A 19,195-nucleotide genomic window follows, 5' to 3' on the forward strand; every position below is an offset into this window, starting at 1 on the left:
GGACCGTGAGGACGCGGTCAGGGCGCGGGAGTCATCCCGGCGTCTCCGGTCTTCGGGTCGAGGGGCTCGCCCTTCGTGACGGTGACCGGGATACCGCCCGTGGCCTTCTCCAGGCGCGCCTTGAACTGCGGCGACGCGGCGCCCTCCTCGGTCGTGGTGACCTCCACCGACTCGCCGTTGCCACCGGAGAGGCTGTAGACCGGGAAGCCGGCGTCCACGCCGATGATCTTCGCGACGGCCGCGTCGAGGGTCCGCCGGGAGTACCGGCTCTTGTACAGATCGGCCAGGTCCGGATCCGCGCCCGGGTCGGCCGCGTGCGCCGCCGCCACCAGGAGGCGGCCGCGGGCCAGGTCGGTGACGCACAGGGCGACCCGGCCCGGCCTCCTGTCGACGATCAGAGTGGAGTACACGTCGGCGAAGGCGCCGCGGCCCTGTTCCCCGATGGCCTGGGCGAGGCGCTCGGCCTCGGGGGTGTTGGCCGGGGTGCCGTCGATCAGTGTGGGCGGGGCCGTCGGTGCGGCGGGGTCGGCCACGGGGCAGAACTCCACGACCCTGGGCGGCGGCCCGGCCCCCGGGCGATGCGGCCCGCCGCATCCGGCGAGCAGTACCGCCGCGGCGCTCACCGCCATGGCCACGGCCACGCTCGCTCTCCGGACCACAACGCCATTCATCCACAGGGTAGTTCGCTGCGCCATCGGTTCCCCCTCGTGCTCCGGTGCCGGATCGGCGGGACTAGGACGCACCGGCCGCTCCGCCGGTTCCCCGGGTCGCCGGACGCACACACAGGGACTGCCGGGTGTGTGTCCGGGCGCCATGGCCAGGGCGGGCCGGCGGTTCCTAGGGTCGGTCGGGTCGGCCCGGCCGCACCGGTCCGGTCGGACGGCCGGCGGCCGCGGGCCGGGCGGAGGAGGTTGTGCGATGGGTCTGGACAAGGAGGTCGCGACCGCGGCCGAGGCGGTGGCGGACATCCCCGCCGGGGCCTCGCTGGCGGTGGGCGGCTTCGGGCTGTGCGGGGTTCCGGGCGTACTGATCGGCGCGCTGCTGGAGCGGGCGGGGGTGACCGGCCTGGAGGTGGTCTCCAACAACTGCGGGGTGGACGACTGGGGCCTGGGGCTGCTGCTGCGCGAGGGCAGGATCTCCCGGATGACCAGCTCGTACGTGGGGGAGAACAAGGAGTTCGCCCGGCAGTACCTGAGCGGCGAGCTGGAGGTGGAACTGGTCCCCCAGGGCACGCTCGCGGAGCGGCTGCGGGCGGGTGGCGCGGGGATCCCGGCGTTCTACACGCCGGCCGGGTCCGGCACCCAGGTGGCGGAGGGCGGACTGCCCTGGCGCTACCGGGCCGACGGAAGCGTCGCGGTGGCCTCGCCGCCCAAGGAGCTACGGAGCTTCGGCGGCCGGGAGCACCTCCTGGAGGAGTCCATCACCACCGGCTTCGCCCTGGTCCGGGCGGCGGCCGGGGACCGCCACGGCAACCTCGTCTTCCACTCCTCGGCACGCAACTTCAACCCCCTGGCCGCGATGGCGGGGCGGATCACGATCGCCGAGGTGGAGGAGCTGGTCGAGCCGGGAGAGCTCGATCCGGACACCGTCCACCTGCCGGGCGTGTTCGTCCAGCGGGTGGTCCGCGTACGCCCCGGGGATCCGGCGGCCGAGCGGCGCGTCGAGCGCCGTACGGTCCGCACCGCCGCCCCGGCTTCGCACCCGGCGCCCGCCGGCCGCACCACCATCGACCGGGAAGGCGGCCAGTGACATGGCTCTTACGCGTGAGCAGATGGCGGCCCGCGCCGCCCGTGAACTGGCGGACGGTACGTACGTGAACCTGGGGATCGGGCTGCCGACCCTCATCCCCAACCACCTCCCTCCGGGGGTCGAGGTGGTGCTCCAGTCCGAGAACGGAATCCTCGGCGTGGGACCGTACCCGGCCGCCGACGCGGTGGACCCCGACCTGATCAACGCGGGGAAGGAGACGGTCACGGTGGCGGCGGGGGCCTCGTTCTTCGACTCGGCGCTGTCCTTCGGCATGATCCGGGGCGGGCACATCGACGCCGCCGTACTGGGCGCGATGCAGGTGTCCGCCTCCGGTGACCTGGCCAACTGGACGGTCCCGGGGAAGATGGTCAAGGGAATGGGCGGGGCGATGGACCTGGTGCACGGGGCGCGGCGGGTGATCGTGCTCATGGAGCACACCGCGAAGGACGGCACGCCGAAGCTCGTGGAGCGGTGCACGCTACCGCTGACGGGGCGGGCCGTCGTCCAGCGGGTGATCACCGATCTCGCGGTCGTCGACATCACCCCCGAAGGCTTCCTGCTGAGCGAACTCGCCCCGGGGGTCTCGCTGGAGGAGGTCCGGGCGGCGACGGGGGCTGAGCTCAGGGTGTCCGGGGCAGCCGCGTACTAGCAGCCGTCGGGCGGCTCCCGCAACCCCTGTGGAGCGGTCAAGCGGTGGCCGGATTGTGGCTCTCCATGCCATCCCGCCGTGGTCGGGGCCGCTTCTACGGTGACGGGCACCGCGGACCCCCGACGACGGGCCCGCGCACCGCCCGTCACCGAGGGAGCCGCCATGTCCCCGCGCCACACCCCACCCGAACCCCCGGCCCCGCCCCGCGCGCGAGGGCCCGTACGACTGCTCGTACGGCTCCTCGCGCTCGTGCTGCTGGCCGCCGGCTCCGTCCTGGCCGGGCCCGTCTCCCCCGCGCTCGCGGCCGTCCCGCTCCGGCAGGTCACCGGTTTCGGGGCCAATCCGGGGCAGCTGAACATGTACGTGTACCGGCCGGCCTCCCTTCCGGCCGACCCGCCGGTGGTGGTGGCCCTGCACGGCTGCACACAGAACGCCCAGACCTACGCCGACAACTCCGGACTGCCCGAACTCGCCGACCGCCAGGGCTTCGTACTGGTCCTCGCAGAGACGACCTCAGCGAACAACCCCAACAAGTGTTTCAACTGGTTCCAGACCGCGGACAACCGCCGCGGCCAGGGCGAGGCCGCCTCCATCCGGCAGATGGTCGCCTACGCCGCCTCCGCCTACTCCACCGACCCCGCCCGCACCTTCGTCACCGGCCTGTCGGCCGGCGGCGCCATGACCGCGGTGATGCTCGCGGCCTATCCGGACGTGTTCGCCGCGGGGGCGGTGGTGGCCGGGCTGCCCTACGACTGCGCCAAGGACAGCAGCCCCTACACCTGCATGAACCCCGGTGTGGACAAGAGCCCGGCCGCCTGGGCCCAGTTGGTCCGCGACGCGTACCCGGCCTGGACCGGTCCCTGGCCGCGGGTGGCGATCTGGCAGGGCGACTCGGACACCACCGTCGCCCCGCGCAACGCCGATGAGCTGCGCGACCAGTGGACCGCCCTGCACGGCCTGTCCCAGACCCCCGGCCGCACCTCGGCCATCGGTCCCGACGCCACCCGGCACGAGGAGTACCTCGCCGGGGACGGCACGGTGGCCGTCGAGGTCGACCGGGTCCCGGGCATCGGCCACGGCACCCCGGTCGATCCCGGCTCCGGTCCCGAACAGTGCGGGCACACCGGGGCCGCCTACTTCCTCGCCTCGATCTGCTCCAGCCACTGGATCTCGAAGTTCTTCGGCCTGGACGGATCCGCGACCGGCCCGGGCAGCGGCCTGCCGGCGCCCACCGGCCTGGCTTCGGCCGGGGTCTCCGACACCAGCGTCACCCTCACCTGGAACCAGGTCGCGGGCGCCGCCGACTACGCCGTGTACCGGGACGGGACCCTGGTCGGCGCCCCGGCCGCGCCCCCGTACACGGACACCGGCCTCGCCCCGGGCACGGGCCACGCCTACACCGTGGCGGCGCGCGACGGCGCGGGGGCTCCGGGCGCCCGCTCCGGGCCGGTCACGGTGAGCACGACGGGCGCGGCGGCGGCCTGCTGGAAGGCGAACAACTACCAGCAGGTACAGGCGGGTCGGGCCACCACCGACGGCAACTACGCCTACGCGAAGGGCTCCCACCAGAACATGGGCCTCTACAACGTCTTCCTCACGCACACGTTGAAGGAGGCGCCCGCCGGCTACTTCGTCATCGCCGACACCCAATGCCCCTGAGTCTCCCCCGACCCGCGAGACACGGGCCACGAACCGCCCCTCCGTCCCCTCGACCCGCCACCACCCTTCTGGAGGTCCCTCCATGCCACCGATGATCCGCTCCACCCTGGCCGTGGCCGCCACGACCGCCCTGGCCGCGGCCCTGCTGACGGGAGCCGCGCCGCCCCCGGCCGGCGCCGCCGGCTCCCACTGCGCCGGCCGCGCCCGGCTGCACGTACCGGGAGCCGAACGCCAACAAGCGGACTGCCTGGACGAGTTGACCACGGCGGGGACGGTGGCCTCCGGGCACACCGACCCGGCCGACTGGGCCGGACTCACCCCCAAGGACCTGGCCGTCCCCACCGGCGTGCCGGGAATCCAGATCGACGGCTACTTCCCCGACACCTCCACCACCAACACCAACCACGGCTGGAACCACGACGCGCAGTTCGTCATCCGCCTCCCCGACCACTGGAACGGCGGGCTCGTCGTCGCCGGTTCCCCGGGCGTGCGCGAGCAGTACGCCAACGACCGGGCCATCGGCGACTGGGTGCTCTCGCGCGGCTACGCCTTCGCCGCCACCGACAAGGGCAACACCGGGGTCTCCTTCTACCGCGACGGGCAGGCGCCCGGCGATGCCATCGCCGAGTGGAACACCCGGGTCACCCAACTCACCCGGGCCGCCCGCGCGGTCGTCGCGCAGCGCTACCACCGGCCCCCGTCCCGCACCCTCGCCACCGGCATGTCCAATGGCGGCTACCTGGTGCGCTGGCAGCTGGAGAACCACCCGGAGCTGTTCGACGGCGGGGTGGACTGGGAGGGCACGCTCTGGCGGGCCGACGGGCCGAACCTCCTCACCTTCCTGCCACCGGCGCTGGCCGCCTACCCCGTCTACGCGGCCGGCGGCCCGGGGGCCGAGCAGGCCCACACGGCCATGCTCGCCGCGGGCTTCCCGGCCGGCTCGGAGTTCCTGTGGCCCTTCCACCACAGCTACTACTGGGACCTCACCCAGCGGATCTACCGCGAGGAGCTGGACCCGGGGTTCGACGGTGCGACCGAGGCCGGGACCCCCTTCTGCGCGCCGGGCACCCCGGCCTGCGACGCCGACTACGCATACGGCGAGCGCCCCGCGCAGGTGCACGAGGCGGTCGCGAAGATCGCGCTCACCGGCCGGATCGGCAAGCCGCTGATCACCCTGCACGGAACCCTCGACGTCCTGCTCCCCATCTCCCGGGACTCCGACGTCTACGCCGAGATGGTCCGGCGGGCCGGCCGCGGCGCGCTGCTGCGCTACTACCGCGTCGAGGGCGGCACCCACGTGGACTCGCTCGTGGACGCCTTCCCCGACCGGCTGCGCCCCCTCACCCCCTGCCATCGCGCCGCCTTCACCGCGCTGGAGGACTGGATCGGCCGCGGGGTGCGTCCGCCGGCCGGCCACACCGTCCCCCGGGATCCGGCGGCCGACCGGGCGACGCTGCTGACCAGCTGCCCCCTCGGCGGCTGACGGCGCGGGCCCCGCACCCGCCATCCGCAGGGCGCCCGCATGGCGTCCGGCCCCATACCGGCCGAGCCGAGTATGGGGCGGGACACCGTGGGCCCCGCCCCGACCGCTCCCTACGCTTCGAGCCATGACGAGCGAATCTGCTTCTCCCCCGCAACTGCTGGGGCGCGTGGCCCTGGTGACGGGCGGCGCCAGCGGCATCGGCCGGGCCTGCGCCGTGGCCCTGGCCGAGGCCGGGGCCACCGTGCACGTGGTCGACATCGACGCGGCGGCGGCCAAGGCCGTCGCCGCCCTCGTGGGCGGGCAGGCCCACGAGGCCGATCTGGCCGATCCGGCCGCCATCGGGGAGCTGCCCCGCGCCGTCGACATCCTGGTCAACAGCGCCGGACTCCAGCACGTCGCCCCGATCACCGAGTTCCCGCCCGAGCGTTTCGCGCTGATCCAGCAGGTGATGGTCACCGCGCCCTTCCTCCTGCTGCGCCACGTGCTGCCGCACATGTACGCGGCGGGCTGGGGCCGGGTGGTGAACATCTCCAGCGTGCACGGGCTGCGCGCCAGCGCGTACAAGGCGGCGTACGTCGCGGCCAAGCACGCCCTGGAGGGGCTCAGCAAGGTCACGGCGATCGAGGGCGCCCCGTACGGGGTGACCAGCAACTGCATCAGCCCCGGCTACGTCCGCACCCCCCTCGTCGAGGGGCAGATCCTGGACCAGGCCGCCGCGCACGGCATCGGCGCGGGGGACGTCCTCTCCGAGGTGATGCTGACCCGGTCCCCGATCAAAAGGCTCATCGAGCCGGAGGAGGTCGCCGCGGCCGCCCTCTGGCTGTGCGGCCCGCACACCGGCTACGTCACCGGCTCCTCGCTCCCGCTGGACGGCGGCTGGGGCGCCAACTGACCCCGTCCGGGTGACACCCCGTGCGCCGCGGCGCGGGAGCGCGCCCGGGTTCCCGTACGGTCCCGCACGTGACCGATGCGAACAGCCCCGCCGCCGCGAACGATCCGACCGGTTCGAACGGTTCGAACGGTCCGAACGGTCCGGCCGACCCGGACAACCTGAACATCTCCACGGGACCCGGGGCGCTACGGGTCCTCGTCCTCGCGGGATCCTCCCGCGAGGGCTCCGTGAACACGCGGCTGGCGGCCCTCGTCGCCAGTCAGGTCGAGCGGTCGGGCGCCATCGTGGACCTGGCCCGTATCGGTGACTTCGCCATGCCCATGTACGACGGTGACGACGAGGCGGCCGAGGGCCCGCCGCCGGGAGCGGCGGCCCTGCGCGAGCGGCTGCTCGCGGCCCAGGCCCTCGTCATCGCCTCGCCCGAGTACAACGCCTCCGTGCCCGGGGTCCTGAAGAACGCCGTCGACTGGGTCTCGCGGTTCCGACCGCAGCCCTTCAAGGACAAGCAGACCCTGCTGGTGTCCGCGTCCCCCTCCATGGTCGGCGGGAACCGCGGGCTCTGGGCGCTGCGCGTCCCGCTCGAACACCTCGGGGCGCGGGTCTACCCCGACATGTTCAGTCTCGCCATGGCGCACTCCGCCTTCGGTGACGGCGGCGAGCTGACCGATCCGGGGCTGAACCAGAGGCTGGGCGACACCGTCGACTCCTTCCTCGCCCTGGCCGAGGCCGACACCCGCTACCTGTGCCTCCAGCGCCGCTGGTACGAGTTCCTCGGCGACGAGAGCAGTGCTCCCGTCACCCAGCGCGCCGAGGGCTGAGCAGGGGGCGCTTGTAGGGCCATAAGTCCCACGGGTTAGCATATGAGCGCCGCCTAGCTCGAAAGATAATTTCTGTGACTGTCAATGACGACGCGTTCACCAACTGGAAGAACCGCGAGGAGATCGCGGAGTCGATGATCCCGGTCATCGGGAAGCTGCACCGGGAGCGGGACGTCACGATCCTGCTCCACAGCCGCTCCTTGGTGAACAAGTCCGTGGTCAGCATTCTCAAGACCCACCGATTCGCCCGGCAGATCGACGGTGAGGAGCTCTCGGTCACCGAGACCCTGCCGTTCCTGCAGGCGCTCACCACGCTCGACCTCGGTCCCTCGCAGATCGACCTCGGCATGCTCGCCGCGACGTACGCGACCGACGAGCGTGGCCTCTCGGTGGAGGAGTTCACCGCCCTCGCCGTCGCCGGCGCCACGGGTGCCAACAAGATCGAGCGCGGCGACGGCCGCGACGTCGTCCTCTACGGCTTCGGCCGCATCGGCCGCCTCGTCGCCCGCCTGCTGATCGAGAAGGCCGGCTCCGGCAACGGCCTGCGCCTGCGTGCCGTCGTCGTCCGCGGCGGCGGCGAGGCGGACCTGGTCAAGCGCGCCTCGCTGCTGCGCCGCGACTCGATCCACGGCCAGTTCCAGGGCACGATCACCGTGGACGAGGCGACGAGCACGATCATCGCCAACGGCAACGCGATCAAGGTGATCTACGCCAACGACCCGTCCGAGGTCGACTACACGGCGTACGGCATCAAGGACGCCATCCTGATCGACAACACCGGCAAGTGGCGCGACCGCGAGGGGCTGTCCAAGCACCTGCGCCCCGGTATCGACAAGGTCGTCCTGACGGCTCCCGGCAAGGGCGACGTCCCCAACATCGTGCACGGTGTCAACCACGACACGATCAAGCCGGACGAACAGATCCTGTCCTGCGCCTCCTGCACCACCAACGCGATCGTCCCGCCGCTGAAGGCCATGGACGACGAGTACGGCGTGCTCCGTGGCCACGTGGAGACCGTCCACTCGTTCACGAACGACCAGAACCTGCTGGACAACTACCACAAGGCCGACCGTCGCGGCCGCTCCGCGCCGCTCAACATGGTCATCACCGAGACCGGCGCCGCCTCCGCCGTCGCCAAGGCGCTGCCGGACCTCAAGGCGCCGATCACCGGCAGCTCGATCCGCGTCCCCGTCCCGGACGTCTCGATCGCCATCCTGAGCCTGCGCCTGGGCCGTGAGACCACCCGCGAAGAGGTCCTCGACTACCTCCGGGACGTCTCGCTGCACTCGCCGCTCAAGCGCCAGATCGACTTCACCACCGCTCCCGACGCGGTCTCCATGGACTTCGTCGGTTCGCGCCACTCCTCGATCGTCGACGCCGGCGCCACCAAGGTCGACGGCGACAACGCGATCCTCTACCTCTGGTACGACAACGAGTTCGGCTACTCGTGCCAGGTCATCCGGGTCGTCCAGCACGTCTCCGGCGTGGAGTACCCGACCTACCCGGCCCCGGCGGTCTGAGCCCCCACGGCCCTGTAACACCGAATGCCCCTCGCACGACCGGAAGGTCGCGCGGGGGGCATTCGGCGTTCGCCGGTCCGGGACGCGCTACGCGCCCTTCGGCTCCCGCTCGGCGGCGGATTCGGCCCTGACGCCCACGGCGACCACCGTTACCACGCAGAACGCGATGACCGGCTCCACCCAGAGGAAGGCGATGTAGTCGAGGATGCAGCCGATCGGCGGCGAGCCGGGGGCGGTGTTGCGGAACGCCGCGAGCGCGAACAGCGTGGCGGCCATCCAGCCGAGGGCGGGCCACACCAGCCCCTTGCGCCGGGTGACGAGGAACCAGGTGGCGACGAGGACCGCGACGGCGAGGGCCCACATGGCGGCCATCATGAAGACGGCGAAGATGAGCACGCTGTTCGAGCGTGCGAGGGAGAGGTCGAGGACGGCCGCCTCGGGGTCGTCCACGGTGTCCGCCCGCGCGGTGAAGAGCGAGTCGCTGTTGGACAGCGCCATGCGCACGGGGACGCCGCGTCCCCCTTGCTGGGCGCTGAACTCGATGACGGCCTCGTACGCGTCGAAGGGGTAGTCGGTGATGGAGCCGCCGGTCAGGGTGACGGGCACGTCGACGGCGGAGATCCGGTTGTGCGCCTTGAAGGAGAGGTCTCCCCGCACCGAGGAGGAAGTCTGCAGGACCAGGTCCTGGGCCGGGGCGAGCCCGCCCTCCTCCGCCAGGGCGCCGTGCGGGGTGACGAGGAGCCGCAGGGTGAGCTCCCGGCCCGTCGCGTCCACCCGCTGCACCGAGGCGCTGATGTCGATCCGGTCGGCGGCGGAGCTTCCCGCGATGTAGCGGGTGTCCATGGCCTGCCGTTCGCCGTACTGGAGCCAGATCCCCACGGCGATCGCGGCGGCGATGGCGAGGGCCGCCAGCGCGGGCACGAGCAGGCGCCTGCCGGCGGGGGCGAGTGGTCTGGTCCCGGGCATGGGGCACTCCGTGGGTGGGGGGTACGGGCATCAGCCCTCGGCGGAGGAGGGCGCGACCGGTCGGCGCAACCGGTCGCGCGGCCGACGGCGCGCCCTCACTGTGACACTGACCGGAATTTCAGTCAATCAGCCGTTCCGGCGGTAATAATCCACCGAGACCTTGACCGGCCCCTCCCCCGGACCTGCCGTGATCACGGTCAGGATGCCGACGTCCCGGCTGTCCTGGGCGCGTACGCAGAAGGCCCGGCCGGCCCGCAGGGTGGTGAACGGGAGCGCGGTGACGGGCTGGCTCTCGACCCCCTTGAGGCAGTCGGCGAGCCCGCTCTTGCCGCTCTGCATGATGAAGGCGTCGCTGTTCTCGGGGACGTAGAACTCGGTGGCGGTCCGCCCGACGTACCAGGAAGCGGAATCCTGCGGGGCCACCCGGCCGCCCTTGAGGTCGAACTCGTAGCTTTGGTCCGGCGAGGTGAGCTCGGTGCCCGTGTAGGCGGCGGTGTAGCCGGGCGCGGCGGCCGGCGTCGGTGTGGGTGTCGGGGTGGGCGTGGGTGTCGGCGCGGCGGAGCGGGCCGCCGCGGGTCCGGTGGCATCGGTCAGGTCCTCGCCCCCGGCCCCCTGATCCGGGTCCCCGTCGAGCAGTACGAAGGCACCCGCGGCCCCGGCGAGCAGCGCCGCGACGACCACCAGCACCAGGAGCCCGGTCCGGCGCCCGGACTTCTCCCGTCTGCGACCGCGGGACGGCGTCGGGGACTGCGACGGCATCGGGGGCTCGGACTGGAACGGGGGCTGGGACGGGAACGGCGTCGGGGGCGGGAACCCGGGTTGCGGGTGCGCGTGCGGCTGGAAGGTCCCCGGGGCGGCGATGGTGTGCGCCGCGTCGAAGGCGGTGACGAGCGCGGTGGGGGGCGGGGCGACCGGCGGGGTGGCGGGCGGCACCGGCGGCAGGTCGGCGTGGCGCAGGACTTCGGTGCTGACCTGCTGCGGCAGCCAGTCCTCGGCGAAGCGCAGCTGCCCGCCGACCGCGGGATGGCTGCGCACGGCCTCGATCACCTGGGCCGTGGTCGGCCGGTGCTCCGGGGTCTTGGCCAGGCAGTGCCGGAGCAGCCCCTGCAGTTCGGCCGGGACCCGGGTGAGGTCCGCCTCCTCGTGCACCACCCGGTAGAGGGAGGAGGATTCGGGGCCCTCGCCGAACGGCGGCGTCGCGCCGGCCACGTACACGGCCAGCGCGCCCAGCGCGAAGACGTCGGTCGCCGGGGTGGCCGCCCGGCCCAGGGCCTGCTCGGGCGCCATGAAGGCGGGCGAGCCGATGCGCAGTCCGGTACTGGTGAGCGCGCTGGCGTGGGCGGCGCGCGCGATGCCGAAGTCGATGACGCGCGGCCCGTCGGCCGCGAGCAGGACGTTGGCGGGCTTCAGGTCGCGGTGGACCACACCCGCGCGGTGGATCTCCTGGAGCGCCTCGGCTATGCCGGCGATGAGGAGGAGCACGGTGCGCGCGGGCAGCGGACCGTACCGGTTGACCGCCTGCTGGAGCGAGGGGCCCGGCACGTAGGTGGTGGCCAGCCAGGGGGTGGCGGCGTCGACTCCGGAGTCGACGACCTGGGCGGTGTAGAGCCCGTGGATGCGCTGCGCGCTGGCCACTTCCTGGGCGAAGCGGAGGCGGAACTCGGGGTCCCCCGCGAGTTCGGGCCGGACGACCTTGAGCGCCACCGGACGGCCGCCCGGGGTGTACGAGAGGTAGACGCGTCCCATCCCGCCGGCACCCAGCCGTGCGACGACGCGGTAGCCGCCGACCTCGTGCGGGTCGTCGGCGGCCAGAGCGTGGAGATGGGGGGCGGCAGGAGGGCGTTCTGTCGTCATGAGCACCGGATCCTATCTGACTGGACTTTCAGTCAGTATCCACTGGTCACACGCCCGGTCGAGCACCCCGCGGGGCCGGGCCCCGGCCGGACACTCCGGCCGGGGCCCGCACGGGGTCAGAGCCAGACGGGCCGGTCCGTCCCCCACCGGGACGGGCCCCTGTTCCAGTCGCCGCCGCCCCACACCCCGGGGCCCAGCGGCGAAGCCGCGTACCGCAGCTTTCCGTAGCCCGACTCCGTCTCCCGCAGCCAGAGTTCGGGGCGGTATCCCTCCGCCGGAGCCACGTCGGCGGTGTCGGTGGCGGCTGTGGCGGGGGGCAGGTCACGGACCAGCCAGGACGCCGTTCCGGCGAGGGAGAACCGCATGGACCTCCCGCCACCCTCCGCGAGGGCCCGTAGGACACCGGCCGCCATCAGGTACCCCGTTCCGTGGTCCAGCGCCTGCGCCGGCAGCACCCCGGGGCCGCGCTCGTCCCCGTACGCCGCGGAGATCCCGTAACCCGCCTGGACGAGCGAGTCGAAGCCCCGGCGCCCCGACCAGGCGCCCTGCCAGCCCCAGGCGCAGAGCTGCGCCACCACCAGCCCCGGCCGCCTCGCGAGCAGCTCCTGCGCCCCGAGCCCGTAGCGCTCCAGCGCGCCCGGCCGGTAGCCCGTCACCACGACGTCCGCCGCGTCGAGCAGTTCCTCGAACACCGACCGGTCCGCCGCGGCGCCCAGGTCCAGCAGCGCGGAGCGTTTCCCGAACCCGGTGTCGGCGTACGCGTCGTCCGACTCCGCGAGCCCCGGCGCGTCGGTCCGCAGCACGTCGGCGCCGAGCAGCCCGAGGGTGCGGGTGGCCACCGGACCGGCGATGACCCGGGTCAGGTCCAGTACCCGTACCCCGTGCAGCGGTGGGGCCGAGGGCCCGGCGCCCGGCCCCAGGTCCCGCCCCCGCCCGCCCGACGGCCGTACCTCCACCAGCGGCTGCGGCGCTCCGTACTCCGGGGCCACGGCCACCGCCAGCCCGCCCGCCGCGTACACCGCCTCCTGCACTTCCACGGCCGGCCGCCGGGAGATCTCCGCCGCCACGCCCTCGGGGGTACCGGCCCCGAGTACGCGGATCAGCGCGGCCTCGTGGTGCGGGTAGTTCGCGTGCGTCCGCACCCACCCGTCGGCCGCCCGCCAGAAACCGGACAGCGGCGCGAAGGACACCGGCGTCCGACCGTCCACCAGCAGGTGGCGTTCGCTGACGAACGCCGTGGCCACGGCCCCTTCGTCCACCACCAGGGGGCCCACGTCCCGCGGCCCGCCCCCGGCCCGTACGGCGGACAGCTCGGCCGCCGCCAGCGCGCACACGCCCACCGTGGCCCGCGCGAGTTCCCGTACGGGCAGCGGCCCGTCCGCCAGCCCGCTCGCACCCCGGTAGCCGACCCGCTCCGCCAGCCCGTCCGCCCCGCCCAGCGCGGCCCATGCCTGCGCGGTCCCACCCTCATGACTCGTCATGACCCCATCCTGCTCCCCCGGGTCGCCGCCCGGGACACCAGCATGACCACCACCAGGAGGACGGCGGAGCCGGCCCACGCACCCGCGCTCTGCGCGGGGTGGAGCGGCAGCGCCCACCAGCGGGCCACCGCGTACCCGCCGTACTGGTAAGTGGCCGCCACGGCGGCCAGGTCGTGGAGCGGGATCCGGACCACGGCCGTGAGCTCCGGCCCGTCGAGGCGTCGGTCCAGGCGGTAGAGGACGGTCATGACGACCAGGAGCGGGGAGAAGTAGGCGATCGGGGTCCCAGCGGCCGCTCCCATTGTCGCGCTGGTGCCGGGCGGCGCGGGATCGGCAAGATCCGGACAACACACCTAGGCCGTCTCTGGGAAACCTGCCCGTCGCATGCCGGCAGCCCGCGTGATCCACTCCACGCGGGCTGCCGTCGTTCGCGCGCTCCGTTCTCAGACCGGCCGGGGCGGCTGGGTCTGCCAGAAGCCGCACTGGTGGTCCGCCGCGAACTCCGGGTTGATGCGGGTCGCCGTCGGGCTGAGGGTCAGCACCGCACCCGCCGGGCCGGTGACCGGCCACGGGGTCTGGCCGGCCGCCAGGGGGGCGCCATAGCGGGCGAAGGCGCCCCAGTAGCGCTTCATCCATGTGGCCAGGGCGACTTGGACCGGGGTCAGGGGCCGTTCGCCCATGGTGTAGTCGTACAGGTAGGCCAGTTCGGCGCTGTGCGCGTTCGACTCGTCCAGGCCCGGAACCTGCGCGCCCGCCAGGGTCGGAGAGTCCGGGTCGTCGAACTCGTAGGCGAAGGTGGGCACTTGCCGGGCGAACAGCCGCGTCGTCCAGGCGGTCTGGCAGGCGAAGGTCGAGTCGGTCATCAGGGCCGACAGCGCCAGGTACGGGGACCCGTAGGCCGCCACCGGGTAGCGGGCGAGCACCTCCGGCCCCGCCGCCCCGTAGCCCGCCAGGACCTGGTCCGTGTACTGCTGTTCCGTGAGGCGCGGCTGGGTCAGTGCGACGAAGAAGCGGTCCTCGGAGCGGGTGTTCCCGATCATGACCGGAACCTTGTTCCAGGTCCCGGCCGCGATCGCGGCGGCGGGCTCCTGCGGCAGCAGGCCGTCACCCGACGCCGGACCCGAAGTCGGCACCGTGCGGGCCGCGTCCACCAGCGCCGCCCCCGGAGCGGCACGCAGACAGGCGACGGCCCCGGCCGGATCGGCGCAGCCCGCCCGGGCCGCGAAGGCCCGCGCCTCGGACTCGGCCCGCGCGCTGTCCGGCGTACGGAGCAGCGTGCAGGGCCCGCTCTGGAGCACGGCCCGGTGGAACAGCCCGGCCGCCGACGGGGCGGCCAGCAGCGCACACACCGAACCGCTGCCCGCCGACTGGCCGGAGATGGTCACGTTGCCGGGATTCCCGCCGAAGGCACCGACGTTCTCGCGCGTCCAGCGCAGCGCAGCGATCTGGTCCATCAGGCCGAAGGAGCCGGAGCGCCGCGCGTCCTGGCGGGTCAGTTCGGGAAGTCCCAGATAACCGAGCTGGCCGAGGCGGTAGTTGATGCTGATCACGACGCTGTTGGTGAGCTCGGCCATCGCACCGCCGCCGAACTGGGTTCCCGTGCCCTGGCTGTACGCGCCCCCGTGCATCCAGAGGATCACCGGCAGCCGGGCGTCCGCACGGGCACCCCGGGGCCGGTACACGTCCAGGTAGAGGCAGTCCTCGCTGACCGCCTGGGGATCCCGCAGCCCGAACGGCGAGAACTGCAGACAGGCGGGCGCCTGCCGGTCGGCCTCGCGGACCCCGCTCCAGCGCTGCGGCTCGCCGGGGGCGCGCAGCCGGGACTCGCCGACCGGCGGGGCGGCGTAGGGCACGCCGAGGAACTCGTCCACCCCGCCGACCGGCAGGCCGCGCAGCGCGCCCTGCGCGACGGCCACGACCGGGCGGGAAGAACCGTCCGGGCCGCCGGCCGGCCTGCCGTGCGGGCCGCTGCCCGGGCCGCTGCCCGGGCCGCCGCCCGGCGAGGCGGCCGCCGGGATGGCCGCGGCGAACAGGACGGTCAGTGCAAGTACCGTACCGAGTAAGGGTCTTGGTCTTGCCGAGGAGACCCGGGCGGTCCGGGTCCAGAGCCATTTCATCCGTACTCCTGGAGTCGAATTGATCCGGGGGCGGCGAGGACGTCGGAGCGCGGCACGCGCCGCCCCGCCTCCGCTCCCCGCCCCCGGAAAGCGGGCGGTGTTACGGGCGCAGCCCGGCGATCAGGGCGGAGGTGACGGCGAAGTCAGCCGGGCCGGTGTTCCAGTCGGCGTTCATCGGACTGATGGCGATCTTGCCCGCGCTCACGGCTTCGACGTCGCCGCCCCGGGCCGGGGTCCGCAGGTCCACCTTCACGCCCACCTTCCAGGTGCCGTCGCCCGCGTCGGTGAAGCCGGCCTTCAGCAGCGGCTGCGGGTCCTGGAAGGTCGACGCCACCCCGGCCGCGGTGCCCTTGCCGTCGGCGCCGACGACGGGGTGGTTGACGTTCAGGCCGACGCCCTTGGGCAGCAGCGGGCCGCCGGACCCGGCGTGCGTACGCAGCCGCTCGATCAGCTTGACCGCGAAGTCGAGCGTCGGGCCCATCGCGTTGACCGTGGTCACGGGGTCGGGGGCCGCGACCCCGCCGGTGCTCAGGGCGATGGCGGGTACGCCGCCCTCCAGGCCCGCGATGGCGCCGCCGACCGTTCCGGAGTGGGTGGCGAGACCGGCCACGTTCGGGCCGAAGTTGGTGCCGGACACGACCAGGTCCGGCGCTCGCCCCTCGAACACCTCGGAGAGGCCGAAGGCCACAGAGTCGCCGGGGGTGCCGTCGACGGCCCACACCTTCGGTTCGGGGTGGCGCACGGAGAGGGACGGGCCGTTCGACGTCTTCGTGCCGGCGCCGCTCTGGTTGGTGAGCGGCGCGACCATGGTGACGTCGTAACCGGCGGCGGTCAGCCGGTCGAACGCGATGCGGATGCCGGGTGCGTTGTAGCCGTCGTCATTGGTGAGCAGGATCCGCAACGGGCCGGCGGGCACGGGAGCCGGCCCGGCCTCCGGCGGGGCCACGGCCGCGGCTGCCGCAGCAGGCACCGTACCGGCAAGGGCGGGCGCGCACAGCAGCAGGGCGGCCAGGGGCAGAACTCGCTTGCGTTGCACAGAACGCTCCTTTGGAGGGGGAGGGGGAAAGCAAGGGACGGGCGGATCCGGGTCAGCGCACGCTGCGGATCGGGAGGATCGCGAGTGCGCCGATCAGGGAAAGGGCGCCGCCGACGAGGAACAGCGGGGTGTACCCGCCGAGGCCGGTGACGATCGCTGAGGCCACGAACGGGGCGATGATCTGCGGCCCGGCGTTCGCGATGTTGAGGACTCCCATGTCACGGGCGGCGTCCTCGGCCCGCGGGAGTACGAGGGTGACGAGCGCGGTGTCCACGGCCATGAAGCATCCGAAGGCCAGGCCGTTGAGCGCGCTGAAGACGAGCATGCCCGGCCACGTCGGGCTGACCACCGGAACCACCATGACCAGCCCGGCCAGGGCCGCCGAGACCCCGACGAACACCTTGCGGCGGTTCCAGCGGTCGGACAGGATTCCGCCGACCACCGTGGAGACGGCCATCGCGACCATCGAGACCGGGGTGAGCACCGCCATCGCTGCGGGCGGGGTCAGCCCTTCGGGGAGTTCGATGTGGTCGTCGAGGATGTAGAGCTGGTATCCGACGACCGAGAAGTATCCGAGGACCATCAGGGCCCGTCCGATGAAGGCCCACCGGAAGTCGTGGTGGCCGAGCGAGGAGAGGAAGGCCTTGACCTGGGCCCCCTTGGGGGCGGCGGCCGGTGCCGGAGCCGAGTCCGGGTCCGGCGCCGTTTCGGAGCGCGGCAGATCGCGGCAGAAGAGGGTGAGCAGCAGCGCGGCCCCGGCGATGACCCCGCCGAAGACGAGGTAGCCGATGCGCAGGTGGGCGGCGGTCTGGGAGGAGATCAGCACGCCGACCGTGCCGCCGATGGGCAGGCCCAGTCCCACCAGCGCCGACGCGGTGCCGCGCCGGGCGATCGGTACCCGGTCGGGCACGATCGCGGTGACGGCGGCCTGGTAGATGTTCATGGTCGCCTGGATCAGGCACCAGCCGATGCCGACGAGCAGCGCGGTGCTGACGCTGCCGAGGAAGGCGAGGCCGACGAGCGAACCGAAGGCCCCGCCCAGCACCCAGGGGTTGCGGCGGCCGCTGCGGTCGGAGAGAGCGCCGGCGATCGGGTTGAAGGCGGTAGCGAAGATCGCGCTGACGCCGCCGATCAGGCCGAGGACGGCGACCTTGTCGTCGCCGGCGATCGCGGCGATCTGGGTGGGCAGCAGGACGGATCCGACGCCCATGTAGACCGCCATCATGGCGGAGTTGGCGACCAGCAGCAGGAACAGGAGCCCGCGCCGGTGGGGCGGTTCGGAATCCGCCGGGACGGACGTCGGCGGATCGGTGAGCTCGTTCGTGGCCATGACGACTCCTCGGGGGACGGAACGGGGAGGGGCGTGGGGAGGTGGCGCGGAGAGGTTTCACAAAGGGGTGGCGCGCGGCCTGGAGGTGCTGCCGGGGCGCGGCGCACGGGGCGGACGCGGACGAGCGGCGTCACCGGGAGATGTCGCAGCCGAGTACGGCCGGCGTGCTGGTTCACGTGTCGCGGTGCGGGTGGCGCGGTGCGATTAACGCGATGTTGTTACACGTGTCACTTCCAGTGCTTGGACACTGTGTAGCACCCAATCCGCACTCCCGCCAAGGGTCGGCGCGAGTCGCTTCCCAGATCGTGACCCGCCGACGAATGCCCAGTCATGCACGTGTAACCATCCGTCCACAGCCACTGACCAGCCTCGTCATGACCGGAAACCCTCTTGCCCTTGTGGCGGCGGTCACGCTTCCGCAATACTCCGTGGCGCACCGCGACGATCCGGCCGCCGGGCCGCCCGGCCGGCGGACGGCCCAGCAACCGGACGGCCAGCCGCCTGCGCCGCGGCCGCCCACCGACACGGCCCGCGCCACTCCTGCGGCCGCTCCTGCGGCCGCTCCTGCGGCCACCCCCGTGGCCCCGCCGCCGGGCCCCGCCCGTTCGGGCCGCTTCCCCAGATCCCCCGCCTCACGTCCGCACACCGCTCCCCCGCGTGCCCCCACCGCCGGGGAGGCGACCGCGAAAGGCCCCGCCATGCCGCATTCCCCCTCCCCGTTCCCCTCCCAGCCCCCTTCCCCCTCCCACTCCCCCGCGCGGCCCCTGCCCCCCACCCGGCCGCCGCGCCACTGGACACCCGCCGCCCCGCCCCGCCACGCCCTCGCCGCCGGTACCGCGCTGATCCTCCTGTCCCTGGCGATCGGGCTGATCCTCCGCCTGGACGAACGGCCCTTCTTCCAGGGCCTCGACGACGCCTGGGCCCGCTCGATGGACGGCTCGCCCGGCGATCCGGCCACCGGCTTCGCCACCGTTCTCGACCGCCTCGGCGGCCCGCTGGGCACGATCCTGCCCCTGATGCTGATGGGCTGCCTGTGCATGTACGGGCGCTGGCGGTCGGCGCTGTTCGTCTTCACCACCGCCATCGCGGGCAGCATGCTCGTGGTGCTGCCCCTCAAGCAGGTGGCCGACCGGCCCAGACCCCCGTACACCTGGGTCCTGGTCAACGACGGTTCGTACCCCTCCGGCCAGGTCTTCAGTGCCGTGGCCCTGGTGATGGCCGTAGCCGTGGTGCTGTTCCCGCCGGGCGCCGCCCGGCGCTGGTGGTGGCTGTTCGGCGCCGGGTACACCGCCGCCATGATGTGGAGCCGCACCTGGCTGCACGCCCAGTGGCTGACCGACACGGTCGGCGGCGCCCTGGCCGCCGCAGGCGCCTGCCTGCTGCTGTGGCGGGCGTTCGCGCCCCTGCTGGAGACGGAGGCGCAACGCAAGGCGGCCGACACCCTCTGGATGTGAGCGGAGCTAGGCCGTCTCTTTCGGATCTTGTCGGCCTTGTCCGCGTCGTTCGGTGCCGTGCCTCGCCCTGCTGCCGGGGCTCCCGTGTACTGGACGTACTCGGGCGCCCCGGCGGTGCGGCGAGGTGCGGTGCCGGGCGGCGTGGACCCCGACAAGATCCGAAAGAGACGGCCTAGGCGGGCGGAGG

General features: G+C 73.4%; 16 protein-coding genes. 8 read left to right on the forward strand and 8 right to left on the reverse strand.

Translation table 11 applies throughout. The features are described 5' to 3' along the window. Positions 1-17: 17 nt before the first annotated feature. On the reverse strand, positions 18-671 hold the full coding sequence (locus ACFXDJ_RS29070; RefSeq protein ID WP_384655853.1) for a hypothetical protein: 654 nt from the start codon (positions 669-671) through the stop codon (positions 18-20). A gap of 247 nt (positions 672-918) precedes the next feature. Between ACFXDJ_RS29070 and ACFXDJ_RS29075 the strand changes: the two genes are divergently transcribed. The 7 genes from ACFXDJ_RS29075 to ACFXDJ_RS29105 all read left to right on the forward strand — a co-directional run bounded on the left by ACFXDJ_RS29075 (position 919) and on the right by ACFXDJ_RS29105 (position 8,770). Further along, complete coding sequence (locus tag ACFXDJ_RS29075) at positions 919-1,749, forward strand: CoA transferase subunit A (RefSeq protein ID WP_384655856.1); 831 nt, start codon at positions 919-921, stop codon at positions 1,747-1,749. Position 1,750: 1 nt separating this feature from the next. Beyond that, positions 1,751-2,398 carry a CoA transferase subunit B gene (locus ACFXDJ_RS29080; protein ID WP_384655858.1) on the forward strand — a complete coding sequence of 216 codons (648 nt, stop codon included), beginning with the start codon at positions 1,751-1,753 and terminating at the stop codon, positions 2,396-2,398. A 162-nt stretch (positions 2,399-2,560) separates the two neighbouring features. After that, the gene (locus ACFXDJ_RS29085; protein ID WP_384655860.1) at positions 2,561-4,057 is read left to right on the forward strand and encodes a PHB depolymerase family esterase; all 1,497 of its coding nucleotides are present in this window, start codon (positions 2,561-2,563) and stop codon (positions 4,055-4,057) included. A gap of 82 nt (positions 4,058-4,139) precedes the next feature. Beyond that, a complete protein-coding gene (locus tag ACFXDJ_RS29090) occupies positions 4,140-5,540 on the forward strand; it encodes a tannase/feruloyl esterase family alpha/beta hydrolase (protein WP_384850814.1) in 1,401 nt (466 codons plus the stop codon). A 124-nt stretch (positions 5,541-5,664) separates the two neighbouring features. Further along, complete coding sequence (locus tag ACFXDJ_RS29095; RefSeq protein WP_384850816.1) at positions 5,665-6,432, forward strand: 3-hydroxybutyrate dehydrogenase; 768 nt, start codon at positions 5,665-5,667, stop codon at positions 6,430-6,432. Positions 6,433-6,590: 158 nt separating this feature from the next. Continuing rightward, positions 6,591-7,250 carry an NADPH-dependent FMN reductase gene (locus ACFXDJ_RS29100; RefSeq protein WP_384663924.1) on the forward strand — a complete coding sequence of 220 codons (660 nt, stop codon included), beginning with the start codon at positions 6,591-6,593 and terminating at the stop codon, positions 7,248-7,250. Between the two features lie 74 nt (positions 7,251-7,324). Next, positions 7,325-8,770 (forward strand): glyceraldehyde-3-phosphate dehydrogenase, encoded by a 1,446-nt coding sequence (locus ACFXDJ_RS29105; RefSeq protein ID WP_384850818.1) that lies wholly within the window; start codon positions 7,325-7,327, stop codon positions 8,768-8,770. A gap of 87 nt (positions 8,771-8,857) precedes the next feature. On the opposite strand, the gene ACFXDJ_RS29110 is transcribed toward ACFXDJ_RS29105, so the two are convergent. The 7 genes from ACFXDJ_RS29110 to ACFXDJ_RS29140 form a co-directional block, all read right to left on the reverse strand. Continuing rightward, positions 8,858-9,736: a DUF4436 family protein gene (locus ACFXDJ_RS29110; protein WP_384850820.1), complete on the reverse strand. Its 879-nt coding sequence runs from the start codon at positions 9,734-9,736 to the stop codon at positions 8,858-8,860. 126 nt (positions 9,737-9,862) lie between these two features. Beyond that, complete coding sequence (locus ACFXDJ_RS29115; RefSeq protein WP_384850822.1) at positions 9,863-11,590, reverse strand: serine/threonine-protein kinase; 1,728 nt, start codon at positions 11,588-11,590, stop codon at positions 9,863-9,865. 116 nt (positions 11,591-11,706) lie between these two features. After that, positions 11,707-13,071, reverse strand: coding sequence for a CoA transferase (locus ACFXDJ_RS29120; protein WP_384850824.1), 1,365 nt, complete (start codon positions 13,069-13,071; stop codon positions 11,707-11,709). Next, entirely contained in the window at positions 13,068-13,373 is a 306-nt protein-coding gene (locus ACFXDJ_RS29125) for a hypothetical protein (protein ID WP_384850826.1), read from the reverse strand. The genes ACFXDJ_RS29120 and ACFXDJ_RS29125 overlap by 4 nt, the downstream gene beginning before the upstream one ends. Before the next feature lie 141 nt (positions 13,374-13,514). After that, positions 13,515-15,188 (reverse strand): carboxylesterase/lipase family protein, encoded by a 1,674-nt coding sequence (locus ACFXDJ_RS29130; RefSeq protein WP_384850828.1) that lies wholly within the window; start codon positions 15,186-15,188, stop codon positions 13,515-13,517. Positions 15,189-15,288: 100 nt separating this feature from the next. Further along, positions 15,289-16,224 (reverse strand): 5'/3'-nucleotidase SurE, encoded by a 936-nt coding sequence (gene surE / locus ACFXDJ_RS29135; RefSeq protein ID WP_384850830.1) that lies wholly within the window; start codon positions 16,222-16,224, stop codon positions 15,289-15,291. Between the two features lie 52 nt (positions 16,225-16,276). Continuing rightward, positions 16,277-17,554, reverse strand: coding sequence for an MFS transporter (locus ACFXDJ_RS29140; protein WP_384850832.1), 1,278 nt, complete (start codon positions 17,552-17,554; stop codon positions 16,277-16,279). 698 nt (positions 17,555-18,252) lie between these two features. Here ACFXDJ_RS29140 and ACFXDJ_RS29145 point away from each other — a divergent pair. Then, complete coding sequence (locus tag ACFXDJ_RS29145; protein ID WP_384663916.1) at positions 18,253-19,008, forward strand: phosphatase PAP2 family protein; 756 nt, start codon at positions 18,253-18,255, stop codon at positions 19,006-19,008. The last annotated feature ends 187 nt before the right edge of the window (positions 19,009-19,195 follow it).

Origin of the sequence: Streptomyces sp. NPDC059443 (assembly GCF_042750105.1) — a bacterium.
Lineage (GTDB): Bacteria > Actinomycetota > Actinomycetes > Streptomycetales > Streptomycetaceae > Streptomyces.